Origin of the sequence: Pedobacter nanyangensis (assembly GCF_003313505.1) — a bacterium.
Taxonomy (GTDB): Bacteria; Bacteroidota; Bacteroidia; order Sphingobacteriales; family Sphingobacteriaceae; genus Pedobacter; species Pedobacter nanyangensis.
In genome coordinates, this window is sequence record NZ_QMHO01000003.1 from 347,793 (window position 1) to 362,591 (window position 14,799).

The 14,799-nt window shown below is 42.9% G+C and carries 11 protein-coding genes; 3 read left to right on the forward strand and 8 right to left on the reverse strand.

Features of this window, described 5'->3' with window-relative positions:
- Positions 1-104 precede the first annotated feature (104 nt).
- Positions 105-3,047, reverse strand: coding sequence for an FAD-binding and (Fe-S)-binding domain-containing protein (locus tag DUT71_RS07505; RefSeq protein WP_240186877.1), 2,943 nt, complete (start codon positions 3,045-3,047; stop codon positions 105-107).
- A gap of 223 nt (positions 3,048-3,270) precedes the next feature.
- On the opposite strand from DUT71_RS07505, the gene DUT71_RS07510 reads away from it, so the two are divergent.
- Genes DUT71_RS07510 through DUT71_RS07520 form a run of 3 tightly spaced genes read left to right on the forward strand, consistent with a single transcriptional unit; the run spans position 3,271 to position 6,894 of the window.
- Complete coding sequence (locus tag DUT71_RS07510) at positions 3,271-4,851, forward strand: helicase HerA-like domain-containing protein (RefSeq protein ID WP_113661916.1); 1,581 nt, start codon at positions 3,271-3,273, stop codon at positions 4,849-4,851.
- Between the two features lie 49 nt (positions 4,852-4,900).
- Entirely contained in the window at positions 4,901-5,800 is a 900-nt protein-coding gene (locus DUT71_RS07515; RefSeq protein ID WP_113661917.1) for a nucleotidyltransferase family protein, read from the forward strand.
- Positions 5,791-6,894 (forward strand): phosphotransferase enzyme family protein, encoded by a 1,104-nt coding sequence (locus DUT71_RS07520; protein WP_113661918.1) that lies wholly within the window; start codon positions 5,791-5,793, stop codon positions 6,892-6,894. Before DUT71_RS07515 ends, DUT71_RS07520 begins: the two co-directional genes overlap by 10 nt.
- Positions 6,895-6,997: 103 nt before the next feature.
- On the opposite strand, the gene DUT71_RS07525 is transcribed toward DUT71_RS07520, so the two are convergent.
- The 7 genes from DUT71_RS07525 to DUT71_RS07560 form a co-directional block, all read right to left on the reverse strand.
- Positions 6,998-7,210, reverse strand: a complete 213-nt coding sequence (locus DUT71_RS07525) for a hypothetical protein (protein ID WP_162795973.1) — start codon at positions 7,208-7,210, stop codon at positions 6,998-7,000.
- Positions 7,211-7,227: 17 nt separating this feature from the next.
- Positions 7,228-9,192 carry an OmpA family protein gene (locus DUT71_RS07530; RefSeq protein WP_113661920.1) on the reverse strand — a complete coding sequence of 655 codons (1,965 nt, stop codon included), beginning with the start codon at positions 9,190-9,192 and terminating at the stop codon, positions 7,228-7,230.
- Positions 9,193-9,221: 29 nt separating this feature from the next.
- Positions 9,222-10,337: a PorP/SprF family type IX secretion system membrane protein gene (locus DUT71_RS07535; RefSeq protein WP_240186878.1), complete on the reverse strand. Its 1,116-nt coding sequence runs from the start codon at positions 10,335-10,337 to the stop codon at positions 9,222-9,224.
- A 285-nt stretch (positions 10,338-10,622) separates the two neighbouring features.
- On the reverse strand, positions 10,623-11,915 hold the full coding sequence (locus DUT71_RS07545) for a gliding motility-associated C-terminal domain-containing protein (protein ID WP_113661922.1): 1,293 nt from the start codon (positions 11,913-11,915) through the stop codon (positions 10,623-10,625).
- 155 nt (positions 11,916-12,070) lie between these two features.
- Entirely contained in the window at positions 12,071-12,937 is an 867-nt protein-coding gene (locus tag DUT71_RS07550) for a hypothetical protein (protein ID WP_113661923.1), read from the reverse strand.
- Between the two features lie 42 nt (positions 12,938-12,979).
- Positions 12,980-13,873 carry a hypothetical protein gene (locus tag DUT71_RS07555; protein WP_113661924.1) on the reverse strand — a complete coding sequence of 298 codons (894 nt, stop codon included), beginning with the start codon at positions 13,871-13,873 and terminating at the stop codon, positions 12,980-12,982.
- Between the two features lie 19 nt (positions 13,874-13,892).
- The gene (locus tag DUT71_RS07560; RefSeq protein WP_162795974.1) at positions 13,893-14,777 is read right to left on the reverse strand and encodes a hypothetical protein; all 885 of its coding nucleotides are present in this window, start codon (positions 14,775-14,777) and stop codon (positions 13,893-13,895) included.
- Positions 14,778-14,799: the final 22 nt, after the last annotated feature.

Here is a 14,799-nt window from a genome sequence, read left to right on the forward strand (position 1 = left end):
TTTCGTCGCTGATGTTTTCCAAGGCAATAAAAATTCAGCAACACTGCCAGCCAACAATGAAAAGAGCCTTTTCACATAAGCCTATAGTGCATTAATAGGTGGGTCTAATTCAATGCTTCCCATAAAATTTCAACCGGGTGTTTTGCGACCCTCTGTGTCCCATCCTTAATTTGATGTCTACAGCTTGTTCCCGCGGCAGCAATAATGGTATCACCCTTTTGTTTACGTACTTCGGGCAATAGCACCAACTCCGCCACTTGCATAGAAACCTCGTAGTGTTCGGCCTCGTAGCCAAAAGAACCTGCCATTCCGCAACAGCCCGAAGGAATCACCTCCACCTTGTAATTGCTAGGCATTGATAGGATTTTTTCCGTTGGCGCAAGTGCATTCAGCGATTTTTGATAGCAATGGCCATGCAGTTTGATCAATTGGTGATCTGAAGTGAATTGGTTAACGTTTATCTTCTTTGCTTCAAATTCATTCCATAAAAACTCCTCCACTAAAAAGGAGTTTTGCGCCAAATGCTTGGCTTTCTGTACCAAATCGGCGTCTACCAATTCAGGATATTCATCTCTAAAAGTAAGCAAAGCCGATGGCTCAACGCCCAATAGCGGCGCATCTATATCCACCAAATCTGCAAGCAGCGCTACATTTTTATTGGCCAATACCTTTGCCTCGCGCAACAACCCTTTCGACAGGTAAGTCCTGCCACTTTCCAAATGCTCTGGAATAATCACTTCATATCCTAATTTTTCCAACAGCTTAACGGTAGTCTGCCCAATCTCTACATCGTTATAATTGGTAAACTCGTCACAAAACAAATACACCTTGCGGGCTTTGCTTTGCGGAGCTTGTTTTTTATCATGCTGTTTTTTCCAACTGCGTAAAGTGGTTTTACCAACTTTTGGCAAAGACCGATCTGGCGCAAAACCAACTACTTTTTTGATCAGCTTTCCCGTAAAGTTATTGCTGATCAAGGCATTATAAACAGCCGGCGCAATAGCGGCCAACCGTTGCGATTTGGTAAAGTTGGCAATCATTTTAGTACGGAAAGGCACGCCATTGGCATCATAATAATGTTGCAAAAATTCCGCTTTCATTTTGGCCACGTCAACGCTCGAAGGACACTCAGATTTACAGGCTTTACAGCTCAGGCACAAATCCATTACCTCTTTAATTTCCTGGTGGTTGAAAGGATTATCGCCTGTATCGTTACTTAGAAATTGCCTTAAAATATTTGCTCTGGCACGAGTGGTATCTTTCTCTTGTCGAGTAGCCATATAAGACGGGCACATGGTGCCTCCACTGATATGGGTTCTTCTACAATCACCAGAACCCGAGCATTTTTCTGCCAATTTCAAAATACTTTCGTTCTTCGAAAAATCGAAAATAGTTTTTACCGGTTTAATTTGCTTGTCGGCTTCATAACGCAAAAACTCGTTCATCGGTGGCGTATCCACAATTTTATTGGCGTTAAATATGCCCAATGGATCAAATAATTGCTTAACTTCTTTTAAAAGCTCGTACACTTCCGTACCTAGTACATCTTTGATAAATTCGCCTCTTAAACGGCCATCGCCATGCTCGCCGCTCAATGAGCCCTGATGTTTTTTTACCAAAGCCGCTGTTTCTTTCAGTACCGTTCTAAAAAGCTCTTTCCCTGCGGAGGTTTTCAGGTTAATCATGGGTTCTACATGCAATTCTCCAGCGCCCGCATGTGCATAGTAAGATGCCTTTAGGTTATATTTATCTAAAATTTGTTGAAGTTCTCCGATATATGCGGGTAAATCTTCTGGAGCTACCGCACAGTCCTCTATCAGGTTTACCGGTTGGTTATCGCCTGGCAAATTCCTGATCAGCCCCAGCCCTGCCTTCCTCACATCCCAAGCCAATTTGGTTTGCTGGCCGTAAACTACCGGATAAGCATAGCCTAAGCCCGCCAATTTCAAATCGGCAATTAGCCCAGCGGTTTTAAAATCAAGCTCCTGCTGTGTCTCGGCAAAAAACTCAACCATCAGCAAAGCTTCGGGCTCGCCTTCAATAAAAAAACGGTTGTGTTGGTATACTGGATGGCCTTTGGTAAAATCCATGATGTATTTATCTACCAATTCTGAGGCCATTGGCTGGTGTTTTAAGATGATGATATTAGCCAAAAGCGACTCAGCCAACGAATTAAAATGTACACAAACCAGTGCCTCCTGTTTTGGTGGCAGGGGCAGCAATTTTAGTTTAGCTTCGGTTACAAAAACCAGCGTGCCCTCGGAACCAGCAATAAGTTCGCACATATTAAAGGTTTCTTTTCCTTCCTCTGGGATCAAAAAATCTAGGGCATAGCCGGTATTTCTTCTGGTAAGTGTTTTTTTAGGATATCCTTTTTCAATGGCCTCGATATTTTCAGGCTTGTTAACCATTTCAGAAACACCTTTGTAAATTACTCCTTCCAAACTGTTCTCCCGAGCTTTTTCTGCGATCTGGGCAAGGGGCATCTCCTTAAATTCCACTTCTTGCCCGTTGCTCAAAAAGCCTTTTACCTCTAACAGATTTTGCCGGGTATCGCCCCACACGATGGAGTGCAAACCGCATGAGTTGTTACCAATCATCCCGCCAATCATGGCCCGGTTTGCCGTAGACGTTTCAGGACCAAACATTAATCCAAAAGGTTTTAGGGCAACATTCAAATCGTCCCTAATTACTCCAGGCTGTACCCTAACATATTGCTCTTCCTGGTTAATTTCTAATATTTTATTCAAATACTTCGAAATATCCACCACCAAACCATTACCCACTACCTGCCCTGCAAGCGAGGTGCCCGCAGCCCTGGGAATAAGCGTTAAGTGATGTTGGTTAGCAAAGTTAATGAGTGTTTTAATATCAGCAGTAGTTTTGGGAACCGCAACGGCCAAAGGCTTTTCCTGATAAACTGACGCATCTGTAGCGTAAACCAGCTTTTGCGCCTCATGAGCAGCAGATTGGTCGTAAAATAATTCTCCACTAAAACTATTTGCTAGCTGTTGGAATGGGGCCGAAAGGTGAATATAACTTGACACAAGGTAAAATTAAGCATTTTAGCGCTGTTTTTTAAAAATAAAAACTGCAAAAAACTGCAAAAACCAGTAGATAAGTTGAAATATATTGTTTTGAAAAATTAAGGTATCAAGAAACATTAAGCATATCCTCCAAATCTTAATTATCTTAATTTCTTAATGTTTTTATCATTATTAGCACCGTTTATAATTGATTTTTGCTAATTTGAGATTTCAAAATAAGCTTATGAGTGCCAATCAAAATACCTTTATCGAAAAAATAAAAGCCTCTTACTCCCCTAGCGGCGAATATATTTATTTGGGCGCCGCCATGTTGGATGGTATGGCTTTGGCAGAGGCCGAAGTAAATTTACCCCTACGCATGATGAACCGACATGGCCTTATTGCCGGTGCTACGGGAACCGGAAAAACCAGAACCCTGCAATTGCTGTCCGAACAGCTATCTGATGCGGGCGTGCCTGTTTTCATGCTCGACGTAAAAGGCGACCTTTCTGGCTTAAACCAAGCTGGCAGTACCAACCCTAAAATTGAAGAGCGGGCACAACAGTTGAATAAGCCCTTCGCACCTAGTGGCTTCCCGATCGAAATCTACTCCTTAACGGGAAAGCTTGGGGCACAGATGCGTGCTACGGTTATGGAATTTGGTCCAGTACTCCTTTCCAAAATACTCGAACTTAACGACACGCAATCTGGAGTTTTAGCAGTACTGTTTAAATATGCCGACGATCATAAAATGCCCGTAGTAGATTTAAACGATTTGAAAAAGCTGCTTGGCTATCTTTCTGAAGGCGATGGTGCCAAGGAGATTAAATCCAGCTACGGATCTATCTCTACGGCTACCTCAAGTACCATTCTACGGAAAATTGTTGCCATAGAACAACAGGGTTTGGGAGGTATTTTTGGAGAAACTTCCTTTGACATCGAAGACCTATTTAATCGTGTGGATGGCAAGGGGGTAATTAGTTTACTGAACATTGCCGATGTACAAAACCAACCGGTGCTTTACTCTACTTTTTTGTTGAGCCTTTTGGCCGAAATCTATCAAACCATGCCCGAAGCCGGAGATTTAGATAAGCCAAAATTGGTTTTCTTTTTTGACGAGGCCCATTTATTGTTCAACGACGCCCCAAAAGCATTTTTAGAGCAGATCAACACCATCATCAGGCTCATCCGCTCAAAAGGAATTGGGGTATTTTTCTGTACCCAATCGCCCATGGATATTCCGGAAAGCGTATTGGCACAGTTAGGGAACAGGGTGCAGCACGCTCTACGGGCATTTACGCCGAATGATGTAGATGCCTTGAAAAAAACCGTGAACACCTACCCTAAATCCGATTTCTATACCATCGACAAAGTGTTGACTTCTTTAGGCACGGGACAGGCGCTTATTACCGTGTTAAACGAAAAAGGTATCCCAACGGAGGTTGCGGCAACCTTACTTACCCCGCCAAGGGCAATAATGGGACCAATGGCTACTTTAGATTGCGAAAAATTGATGCAAGCAAGCCCTTTATTTACCAAATATAAAGAAACGGTAGACCCGGTAAGTGCTTATGAAATGCTTACCGATAAAATAAATGAAACTCAAGCCAATGAAAACAAAATAAAGGCCGAAGAAGAAGAACGTAAAAGAATTGAACAAGAGAGCAAACCAAAACCTGGCGAAAAAAGTTTAGTAGAAGAAATTATGGGAGCCACCATTACCAGGCAAATCGGAAAAGAGATTGTTCGGGGTATTTTTGGAATGCTCACCGGCAAAAAAACTCGTTCAACTAAATCTTCTGGAGGTGGGCTTTTTGGATTCTAAAACTTAACTTTGGCAACAACTAAATATTCAATTAAAAACTAAACAGTTAATGAAACCTACGTTATTGATTTTGGCTGCCGGTATGGCCAGCCGTTATGGTAGCATGAAACAAATCGACGGTTTTGGCCCCAATGGCGAAACCATCATCGATTATTCTATATATGACGCAATTAAAGCCGGATTTGGAAAAGTTGTATTTATCATTAAAGAAGAATTTGCCGAAAATTTCAAAGCCATTTTTGACGAAAAGTTAAAGGGAAAGATTGAAGTAGATTATGTTTACCAAAACTTTGACCTTAAACAGTTTGGCATTGACCAAGAAATTTACCGAGAGAAACCATGGGGAACGGCACACGCCATCCTTTCAGGAAGGAAAGTGATCAATGAGCCTTTCTGTGTAATCAATGCCGATGATTTTTATGGCTACGATGCCTTTAAAAAAATGGCAGATTTCCTGACTTCTGACGTAAACGATACTTATTACTGTATCATTGGGTATAAGATTGGCAAAACCCTGTCAGACTTTGGTGCGGTTTCAAGAGGTGTTTGCAAGGCTGACGAAGCAGGCAACCTGACCGAAATTGTGGAACGCACAAAAGTTTACAAGAAAAATGACACCATTGTTTATGAGGAGGATGGCAAAGAGTTTCCTTTGGAATTTGAAACACCTGTTTCGATGAATTTCTGGGGTTTTACTCCGGCTGTTTTTAAAATCACCGAAGACCTGTTCAAAACCTTTGCCTTAGAAAACAAAGACAAGCCTAAAGCTGAGTTTTTTATCCCTTTGGTAGGCGAACATTTGGTAAATACACAAAAGGCTTCTTTTAAAGTAGTACCAACAGATAACCAATGGTTTGGTGTAACTTATAAAGAAGACAAGCCGTTGGTTCAAGCAAGTATTGATGAACTTATCAAAAATGGCAACTACCCGCAAAAACTATGGAATTAACAGTTGATGAAAGTATTTTAGCATCATACGGCTTAAACAACCAACATATTGAAATACAACAAATAGGTTCTGGACATATCAACAGAACCTATTTGCTAACACAAAAAACCGTAGGCAAAAAAAAGTATGTGCTTCAGGAAATCAATACGAATGTTTTTGCCAATCCACAAGCGGTTGCTGAAAACATCAAACAAATTGCCAACTTTTTAACCAAGAAGTTTCCCGACTATCTGTTTCCTGCGCCTTTGGCCAACCGTAATGGCGCAACTATGGTTGCGCATCAAGGGGAGTACTGGAGATTGAGCCCTTTTGTGGACCAAACCATTGCTCTAGACACTTTAACGGCACCTCAACAAGCCTACGAAGCGGCAAAACAATTTGGTAAGCTCAGCAGGTTGCTCGATAATTTTGATAGCAGTACACTTCATGAAACCATTACAGGTTTTCATAACCTAGACCTGCGTTTTGAGCAGTTTCAAACAGCTTTGGCACACAGTTCGACCACGTTGAGGGAACAGGCAGCGCAAGAAATTGAAACTGCAATAGGCTTTAAATCTATCCTCACAGAATACCAGAACCTAAAAAATGATTTACCCAATAGGGTGATGCACCACGATACCAAAATCAACAATGTACTTTTGGCCCAACACACGTATGAAGGCGTTTGCGTAATTGACCTGGATACTTTGATGCCTGGTAAATTTATATCTGATCTTGGCGATATGATGCGCACCTATCTCTGTGAATTTTCTGAAAACGAAACAGATCTTTCTAAAATTACCATTCGCATGGATTATTTTGCTGCAATGATAGATGGTTATTTGTCGGAAATGGGCAACATCCTTACTGAAACAGAGAAAAAAGCGATTTTGTTCAGCGGAAAATACATTATTTATATGCAGGCGCTACGTTTCTTGGCAGATTTCCTTAACGGAAGCATTTATTATCCAACCAACTATGCTACGCAAAACCTGGATAGAACCAAAAACCAGTTCAAATTATTGATGGAGCTGGTAAAAAACGAAGATAAACTCCAGCAGCTTATTGTAAACTGCCTTGCAAAAACTACGGCAACTTCTATCCACAGGTCCTAAAAACAACGCTTTGTGACATATAACCTTAAGGACTTACGAAGTTTCAAAAAACTTCGTAAGTCTTCCTAAGCCTAATCATTACTTCTAAAATACGGAGAAACAATTAACGCCCTGAGTGATTCGCTCTCAATTCATGTTCCATCTCCTTAACCGCTCCTTCTAAGGCCTCTATCGACTCTCTTAAGGCCTCTCTCATTTCTACAAAGTCATTCTCCTGTGTACCACTTGCCTCCATGATAATAAAAATACCTTTAATATTTCCCAAATACCTGCGTAGCTGATGGGAAATCATTAACTGCAATCTATCTTCAAGCATGCCCATTTCACTAGAGATTATTGTTTAACGATCTTAAATTCAGTTCTACGGTTAAGCTGGTGTGCCTCTACAGAACATTTTACACCATCGGCACAATCATTCACTAATTTCGTTTCTCCATAACCAATTGCCGTTAACCTGCTTTTATCAATTCCTTTATTCGCCAGATATTGTACTACTGCCTCGGCTCTTCTTTGTGATAGTTCAAGGTTATATCGGGCATTGCCGCGGCTATCGGTATGCGATTCGATTTCAATCCATATCGTTGGATTTTCTTTCATTAACGTTACCAACTTATCCAATTCTATTGCAGCAGCTGGTGTGATATAGGCGTGGTCAAAAGTGTAGTAGATGTTCTCGATCCTGATGGATTTGTTAAGCTGTATTTTCTCTAAAAAGAGATCCCTAACCAATTGCGTTATTACCAAGGGAACTTCCTTCGTTTCAACAGAAACTACTTCACTTCCAAATCCGGTTTTTTCAAATGTAAGCTCGTAATTTGACTGGGCATCTAAGCTAAAGCTATATTTGCCTGAGGCATCTGTTTCTACTTGCATTTTTTCCCCGTTGCTATTGCGCAAAGTGCCTAGGGCCATTGCCAGGGGCAGTCTAGTACCTTTTTGATAAACCACCCCACTAAGGCGGTAGGCGCCTTCGGCCTTTTGTGCAAAGTGGTAGATATCGTCTTCTCCCAATCCGCCTATACGGTTAGAGGCAAAATAGCCGGCGCTACTACTGTCAAACGTAAATGCAAAATCGTCCTGTGGCGAATTTAAAGGATAGCCAAGGTTTTGGGGCAAGCTTACCAGCTGGCCATTTTTCATATTGGCAACATAATTATCAAGCCCTCCCATTCCCACATAGCCGTCGCTGCTAAAGTAAAAATGATTTGCCAGGTCAAATGCCGGTGTCCTCTCGTTACCTTCAGTATTGATTTCCCGTAAATTTATGGGCGCTCCCCACTCTCCTGCATTATTTTTAGCGCTCACATAAATATCGGTTCCGCCTACTCCTCCCGCACGGTTAGAAACAAAATAAAGGTAGCGGCCATCATTGGAAATATAGGGATCAGTGTTGCTGTATGCTTGGTCATTATATTTAAATGCCTCTGGTTTGCCCCAGTTTCCATTCGCATCTTTAGTTACCTGGTAAATGCCTACGGTTGCGGTAACCAATTTGCCGTCTAATATCTTTAACTTGGTGCCCTTGCTGTTTTCGGGTATCCTGGCCATCGCAAAAAACATCTGTCGGCCATCGCCTGTAAAACTTGCCGGCCCTACATGATAGCCTATGCCGGCTTCCAGTGGAAAAATCTTAACGCTATCCGCTCCATTTCTGAAGTACAGGCTGAAATATCGGTGTCCCAGGTAGCCATCTATATTTTCATCTGGCATCTTTTTCCCATCAAATTTCAGAAATGGCACCTTAGCCTTTTCGAGGGCAGGCATTTGGTTGCGGTTGGAAACGAAGATGATGCTATTTCCCTTGCTTACCGCAGCCCATTCTGATTGTGGACTGTTGAGTACGGTTTGGTTAACAATTTGTATTGAGCGGGGTTCCTTCATCCATTTAAGGGCCGAGTCGCAAGATTGTATCCACCTACTGGTAAGTACTGGGCTTGTATCAGGCCTTAACTGCTTGTACTGTTGATATTGGATTTTGGCTTCGCTATACTTTCCGTTCTCCTGTAAGGCCTTGGCGTAATTTAAAACATCCTCAGGCTCGCGATCAACCCTTACTGCCGCCAAAGCGGCCCAGCTTTCCCTTTGTTGGTAATTTTGCTGTATCTGGTTGCAAAAGGCCAATCTTCTGGCCGTACGAACCGTTGGTTTTTTTTTCCATGCCTGTTCGTATAGTTTAATGGCCTCGCTGTAATTGTAAAGTTCAAATTGTACATCGGCCTCCTTGATGATGTATTGTGCCATGACACCCAAGGGCACACTTACAAATGAGAGAACAATGGCTATAAGCATATTTTTCATAGAGATGGAGATTTGGAATGACTACTCGATTAAAAAGGTCGGGGATTGGATACTCTTAGATAAGTTTTTTTAAAAAGGAAGCTAATCGAAATTTCATGGCTACCGCCCAAATTACCGCTTAACCCACCTGCCGAAAAATCATAGGCATAGCCTATACGGAAAGTATCGCTGGCAAAAAACTGCGCCGCAGCCACCGCCGCACTCATGTTACGAAGGTCATTCTGCAAATAGCTTTTACTATACAGCTTAATTGCCGTACGATAGGCACCTCCCAGCCAAATTTTATCATTCAAAATAAAGAAGGTACTAAGATCTAAACTGGTGGGCCCGCCCCTATCATCTTTGATGAGAAACGATGGCTTTAACTGTATGTTTTCATTAAGCGGTACCAGCATGCCAGCGGTTAAATAATAATGTGGTTTTGGTTTGATGATAAAAGGATAATTACTCATGCTGACGAGCTGTGGAATGAGATTGTCTACCGACAGACCGGCATAAAAACGGTCATTGGCAAAATAAACTCCAGCCCTGGCATCAGGCACAATAGTACTTTGCATGCCCGGTGGTTGTTGGTTTTCGAAATCATTGGGATTAAGCAAGGCCCCGTCAATGCCCAATTGTATAGCCCCTACCCCCAAACCAAAAGCTAGCCTTTCATCGTTATAACCGTTTAGCCGCAAACGATAGGCATAGTTGGCATAAACAGAGAGATTACGCTGTGCGCCAATGATATCATTGGAAATTTGCAGAGCCAAACCTACATTTCCTTTGTTGGCTATAGCGTCAATAGCCAACGACATGGTTTGGGGGGCCCCATCAACCCCTACAAATTGATTACGATAAAAGGCATGTGCATTCAATTGTTCTTTATAGCCTGCATAAGCCGGATTAATGTAAATGCCGTTGAACATGTATTGGCTAAATTGGGCGTCCTGTTGTGCATAGGCCCAATTTTTAATGACCATTATTGAGATCAACAGCATCAGTTTTCTCAGAAGCCTGTTAAATTTTACGGCAAATATTTTATCAGAATGCACCGCCCCTTGCAAACACGACAGGGCTTTTTCACCTAAACCTTGTGGAGAAATCTTTGAAAAGACGAATGATGGTGGAATTGCGTTTAAATAATCTGCTAGTGTTTTCATAGGTTTTTTGATGATATTTGGTTGAGAAACTGTTTAAATTTCAGCCGAAATAATTTATATAGCCTAGAGATTGCTTCGTTGTACCTCCTCGCAAAGACGATAATAGGAGCCTCACTGCGAGGCACGAAGCGGCCTATATCGTCACTGTATTGGTATTCAGTCTTTTTTAAGGAGTTTTTGGGTAAGGCCTTCAAGTTCCTATTAGAATCTTCACAAGCAATGATATATCTGGGATCCATAAAATTATTATTGAACAAAATTTAAACAGTTTCTGATGTGACTGGACTATTTTTTAAAGCTTCTGATCAGGGTGATGTATCCTTTAAATACCTTCCATTCGGAACCTTGCGTTTCTTTTACCCGTAGCACATAGAAGTATGTACCTTCATTTAAGCCTTCGCCGGTCCAGGTATTTCGGTAATCTTTGCTTTTAAATACTTCATTTTGCCAGCGGTTTACAATAAGCAGTTCATTTTCCGCAAACAGCTCTAGGCCTCTAATCTCAAAAGCATCGTTCACCCCATCGCCGTTTGGCGTAAAAAGATTGGGAATAGTAAGTGTATTAACCGAGGCCGAAAGCTTGGTAAAAAAGCTGTTGTTGGCCTGGGCATCTGTTGACAATAAAACATTTGAAGTGCTGTGAAGCCCCAAGGCGGGATTACTTGTGCTCACACTATTCCATAAACTTGCCTGTTGGCATATTGCAATGGAAGCGGTTCGGTCAATGTACAATGCGCCGTTACTGTTGCTGTTGTGCTGCAGGGAAAGACCTGTTGCCTTAATTTGGGGAGTAGCGTAGATATTCCAAACACGGTCCATTCCTAAGGCGGGCTTTTGGATAGGCTTATTGGCCGCAAAATAATCAACCAAAGTAACGTATATTTTGCCAGGAGCTCCTGCGGTTAGCGTGGCAGGGTCATAATCAGCTGGCGTAATGCCCAAAGGATAAATAAATGTACCGCCTGTTCCAAATTCTTTAATAAGATGACCTTTAAGGCTATTACCTGTTAATACCATTCTATTGCGGCTGGCATTATCTATTTTGCCATTTAAGCCAAAGGCCAAATTATGTCCGTTGAGAAAGATATGGGCACTGTTAATGGCCAGATCAAGCGACCCGCCAATGTTTAATTGTGCAGCCATTTCGCCACTTGGATTGGCCGTGTTATAACCCGGATCACTTACCTCGGCAAGGGTAAGGTTTTGCTGGTTGTGGTTTTCGATGATCAAATCAATAAAATTACCATTGTTGCCGTCTATATAAGTTGGCCCGCTTGACATTTGAGGGTAAAAAGGATTGTCCCCAGGGTTGTAGATCACGATTTTTCCAGTGCCCGAAAACGTAGCTCCGGGGGCTATCCAAATGTTTCTGCTGTAAATTTCCAAGGTACCATCTATCACCCAATTAGCCTGCGGGCCAAAGTACACGCTCTCGGCATAACGTATTTCGGTGGTACCCGAGGCAATGTTCACCAAAGAATTATCGTTGGTAAAACTACCACTGCCATTTTGGGCGTACAAGGCCAAGTTGCCGGCCACAGCGCATAAAGTAATGATGATGTTTTTTGCTAGGTACATTTTATTTATTGGTTGTTTGGTTTGTTGGTTGTTTGGTTTATTGGTTCACTGGTTCATTGTCCGTTCATCTTTGTCATCCTGAGTACAACCAAGGATCTCAGCATGTAGCGCATTGGTTGGTTTGTTCCTTGTTCCTTGTTCCTTCAAACTCTCTACTAATTATGTACTCCTCCGCTTTGCGGATCAAATTTTTCCAAGATCAAGTGGATATGATACTTCCCCGAAGTGTTACCCGTACTATTGTAGCCATAAAAGGTAATTTTATACAATGCACCATTATCCCCTAAAATCCTGAATACCGCTTCGCTCCGTTCCAGAACCCCCTGGGATGACCAGCCCAAAATCTGATCGCTATCAATGTTAAAGTAGTTGTTTGCCGGTAACGACAACGGAAGCGACCATTGGTACTTGTTCGAAATTCCCATATCGGTTACTCCTGCCAATGATACGGCCGTAGAATTGGTATTGACAATTAAGGAACGATAATAGGTGCCATCATAGAACTCAATATCCAGCCTGATCCCATCCATCATAGGTAACTGGGCTACCTGTGCAGCATCATTGGTAGCCAGCCAATTGGAAAGAAGTGTTTGATTAGCTGTTACCGGACCACTTCGTGCGCTAAAATCAGCGGTACTTTTCGGAATATTATTAGGCAGTGCATAATGGAAGTGCTTTATGAAAACCCCTGTTGAAGTAGCGCTGCTTCCTGAACCAATGCAGGACCAAACGGGTGCTGCTGGCGTGCCATTGTTGCTCATCAGGCATTTTAAATCGAGGTCGTAAACAAGCAGCCCCGTGGCGGGCGAGGCAATGGCCAGGCGCTGCGCCGAGGTCATGGCACTGAGCAAAGTTCCCCTGGGCGCCCCGCCCCTAAGCGGATCGACCGTAAGGTTTGACGAAGGATCGGGGCTTTTGGTATTGACGCCGGTTTGTGCGCTGACTCCTAAATGACATAGCACGGAAAGCATCAGGCCCCAAAATTTTAAATATTTCATCACATGGTATTTTATTGTTTTCATTGTTTATAGTTTTTAGGGAGCGAAGTTTCATTATTCGCCTGTTTAATTGAGATAAACCGCATCAAAAAGTACCGACAAAGGCCTAAAATCTTGGTTACCCGTATATCCATTATTATACCATCTGATGATCCTGGCGTCAATGGTATGGCTGCCTGCCGATAAATTGAGGATACCCGAAAAATTAAACTGCAATTGTGAACTCACCCCAGCGCCACCCTGCCGTATAATTTGATAAAGGCCCGAGGGCTGGTTATCAATATACAGCTCGCAGCGGAAATAGGGGTAGCTTGGAATGGCAGGAGGTGTTGTAAAATCATCTACTCCCAGGGCAAAGCTAAAAAATATAGGTTTACTTACTGGCAGGGTAAAAGTGTTACTGCTGTTATACACGACTACAGGGCTGGTATGGTTCACGAAAAATCGTGTTGCTACCGGCGCACCAGTTGTAGGCACCGCATAAGGAGCACCAGATACTTGGTCTATTGCATCGGTTTTGCCATTGGCGAGCATAAAAAATTCCCAGGTGCCACCAGAGGTAGTGCCTTTACTAATGAGCTTGATATAATAGCCTGGCGGTATTATAACCGAAGGCATGGGGGCAACCCCGTCTATCAGTTCGGGTGCACTAGCCGCAACGGTAAGGGCCATGCTGCTGGTATTTTTGATGCAGTAAATACGCCCCTTAAAATTACCCGCCCCAGCAATGGCTGCCGGCAGGGTAATGGTGCCGTTGCTGCTTCCGTTATAGGCCGTATAATAATCGGCAATGCCCAGGGTGGTGTTGGTTGTTACGATTTTATAATCAGCGGCAAAAGAACCGTTTATAGTTAGTCTGCTGCTCGGCGTTTTGGTATTCATTCCCACGTTTTGCCCAAAACTTTGGGTGGCTAGGGTAATTATAAACACCAATACAAAATATTTTATTAAATGTGACATCGCTGGCGTTTACTATAAATCAATTAATGGTTGTGGCCGTTAATACCATCGATAAAATCCCAAAGCTTTGGGTAGTCGCCGTTGGCGTACCATTATTGGCCCATCGGGTGATCCGAACATCAAGGGTTTGTGGCACTCCTGCTGGCAAACTACGCACCCCTGATATATTGACCTGCAACTGGTTGCCTACGGATGTTTCCTGTACAATTTGGAAAAGGCCGGTAGCCGCGCCGTTAAGAAACAGCTCGCAACGGAAATAGGGGAAACCACTCCCAGTTGTCAAATCATCAAGCCCCAGGGCTAAATTTAAAAATACGGGTTTGGCAGCGGGCAACGTAAAGGTACCGCTACTACCGGGAATGGTTACGTAGGCCGTACCGTTTGGAACGTTAAACGAGCTAATTGCCAATGCCCCTTGTGGTGTTGCTACGCTTATATTTACCGGCTGCATCATTGCTGTGGTGGTGGTGGTTACCAAAACCGAAAGCTCCCAGGTGCTGCCCGAGGTAGTGCCCTTGCTGATCAGCTCTATATAAAAACCTGCGGGCACCACTACCGAGGATGCATCTGTAGTACTAGCTCCATCAATCAGTTCGGATCCGCTAGCGGCAACAGTAAGTAAAGAGCTGCTGGTGTTTTTAATACAATACAAACGCCCTTTAAAATTACCGGTACCGCTAATGGCTGCAGGCAGGGTAATGGTACCTGCAGCGCTTCCGTTATAGGCCACATAATTATCGGTAATGCCCAAGGTAGTGTTTGCGGTTACGATTTTATAATCGGCAGCAAAAGAGCCGTTTACCGACAGTATGCTGCTTGGCGTTTTGGTGTTAACACCTGTATTTTGGGCCAAAAGCTGTAGGCTACTTACCCATAGCATCATCAAAATCAAAAATCGCTTCATCTCTTTTCTCTTATTTTATAGG

Excerpts from the sequence above, each read along its gene's own strand:
- DUT71_RS07510 (WP_113661916.1), top strand. The coding sequence starts at position 3,271 with ATGAGTGCCAATCAAAATACCTTTATCGAAAAAATAAAAGCCTCTTAC.
- DUT71_RS07515 (WP_113661917.1), top strand. The coding sequence starts at position 4,901 with ATGAAACCTACGTTATTGATTTTGGCTGCCGGTATGGCCAGCCGTTAT.
- DUT71_RS07520 (WP_113661918.1), top strand. The coding sequence starts at position 5,791 with ATGGAATTAACAGTTGATGAAAGTATTTTAGCATCATACGGCTTAAAC.
- DUT71_RS07525 (WP_162795973.1), bottom strand. The coding sequence starts at position 7,210 with ATGCTTGAAGATAGATTGCAGTTAATGATTTCCCATCAGCTACGCAGG.
- DUT71_RS07530 (WP_113661920.1), bottom strand. The coding sequence starts at position 9,192 with ATGAAAAATATGCTTATAGCCATTGTTCTCTCATTTGTAAGTGTGCCC.
- DUT71_RS07535 (WP_240186878.1), bottom strand. The coding sequence starts at position 10,337 with ATGAAAACACTAGCAGATTATTTAAACGCAATTCCACCATCATTCGTC.
- DUT71_RS07545 (WP_113661922.1), bottom strand. The coding sequence starts at position 11,915 with ATGTACCTAGCAAAAAACATCATCATTACTTTATGCGCTGTGGCCGGC.
- DUT71_RS07550 (WP_113661923.1), bottom strand. The coding sequence starts at position 12,937 with ATGAAAACAATAAAATACCATGTGATGAAATATTTAAAATTTTGGGGC.
- DUT71_RS07555 (WP_113661924.1), bottom strand. The coding sequence starts at position 13,873 with ATGTCACATTTAATAAAATATTTTGTATTGGTGTTTATAATTACCCTA.
- DUT71_RS07560 (WP_162795974.1), bottom strand. The coding sequence starts at position 14,777 with ATGAAGCGATTTTTGATTTTGATGATGCTATGGGTAAGTAGCCTACAG.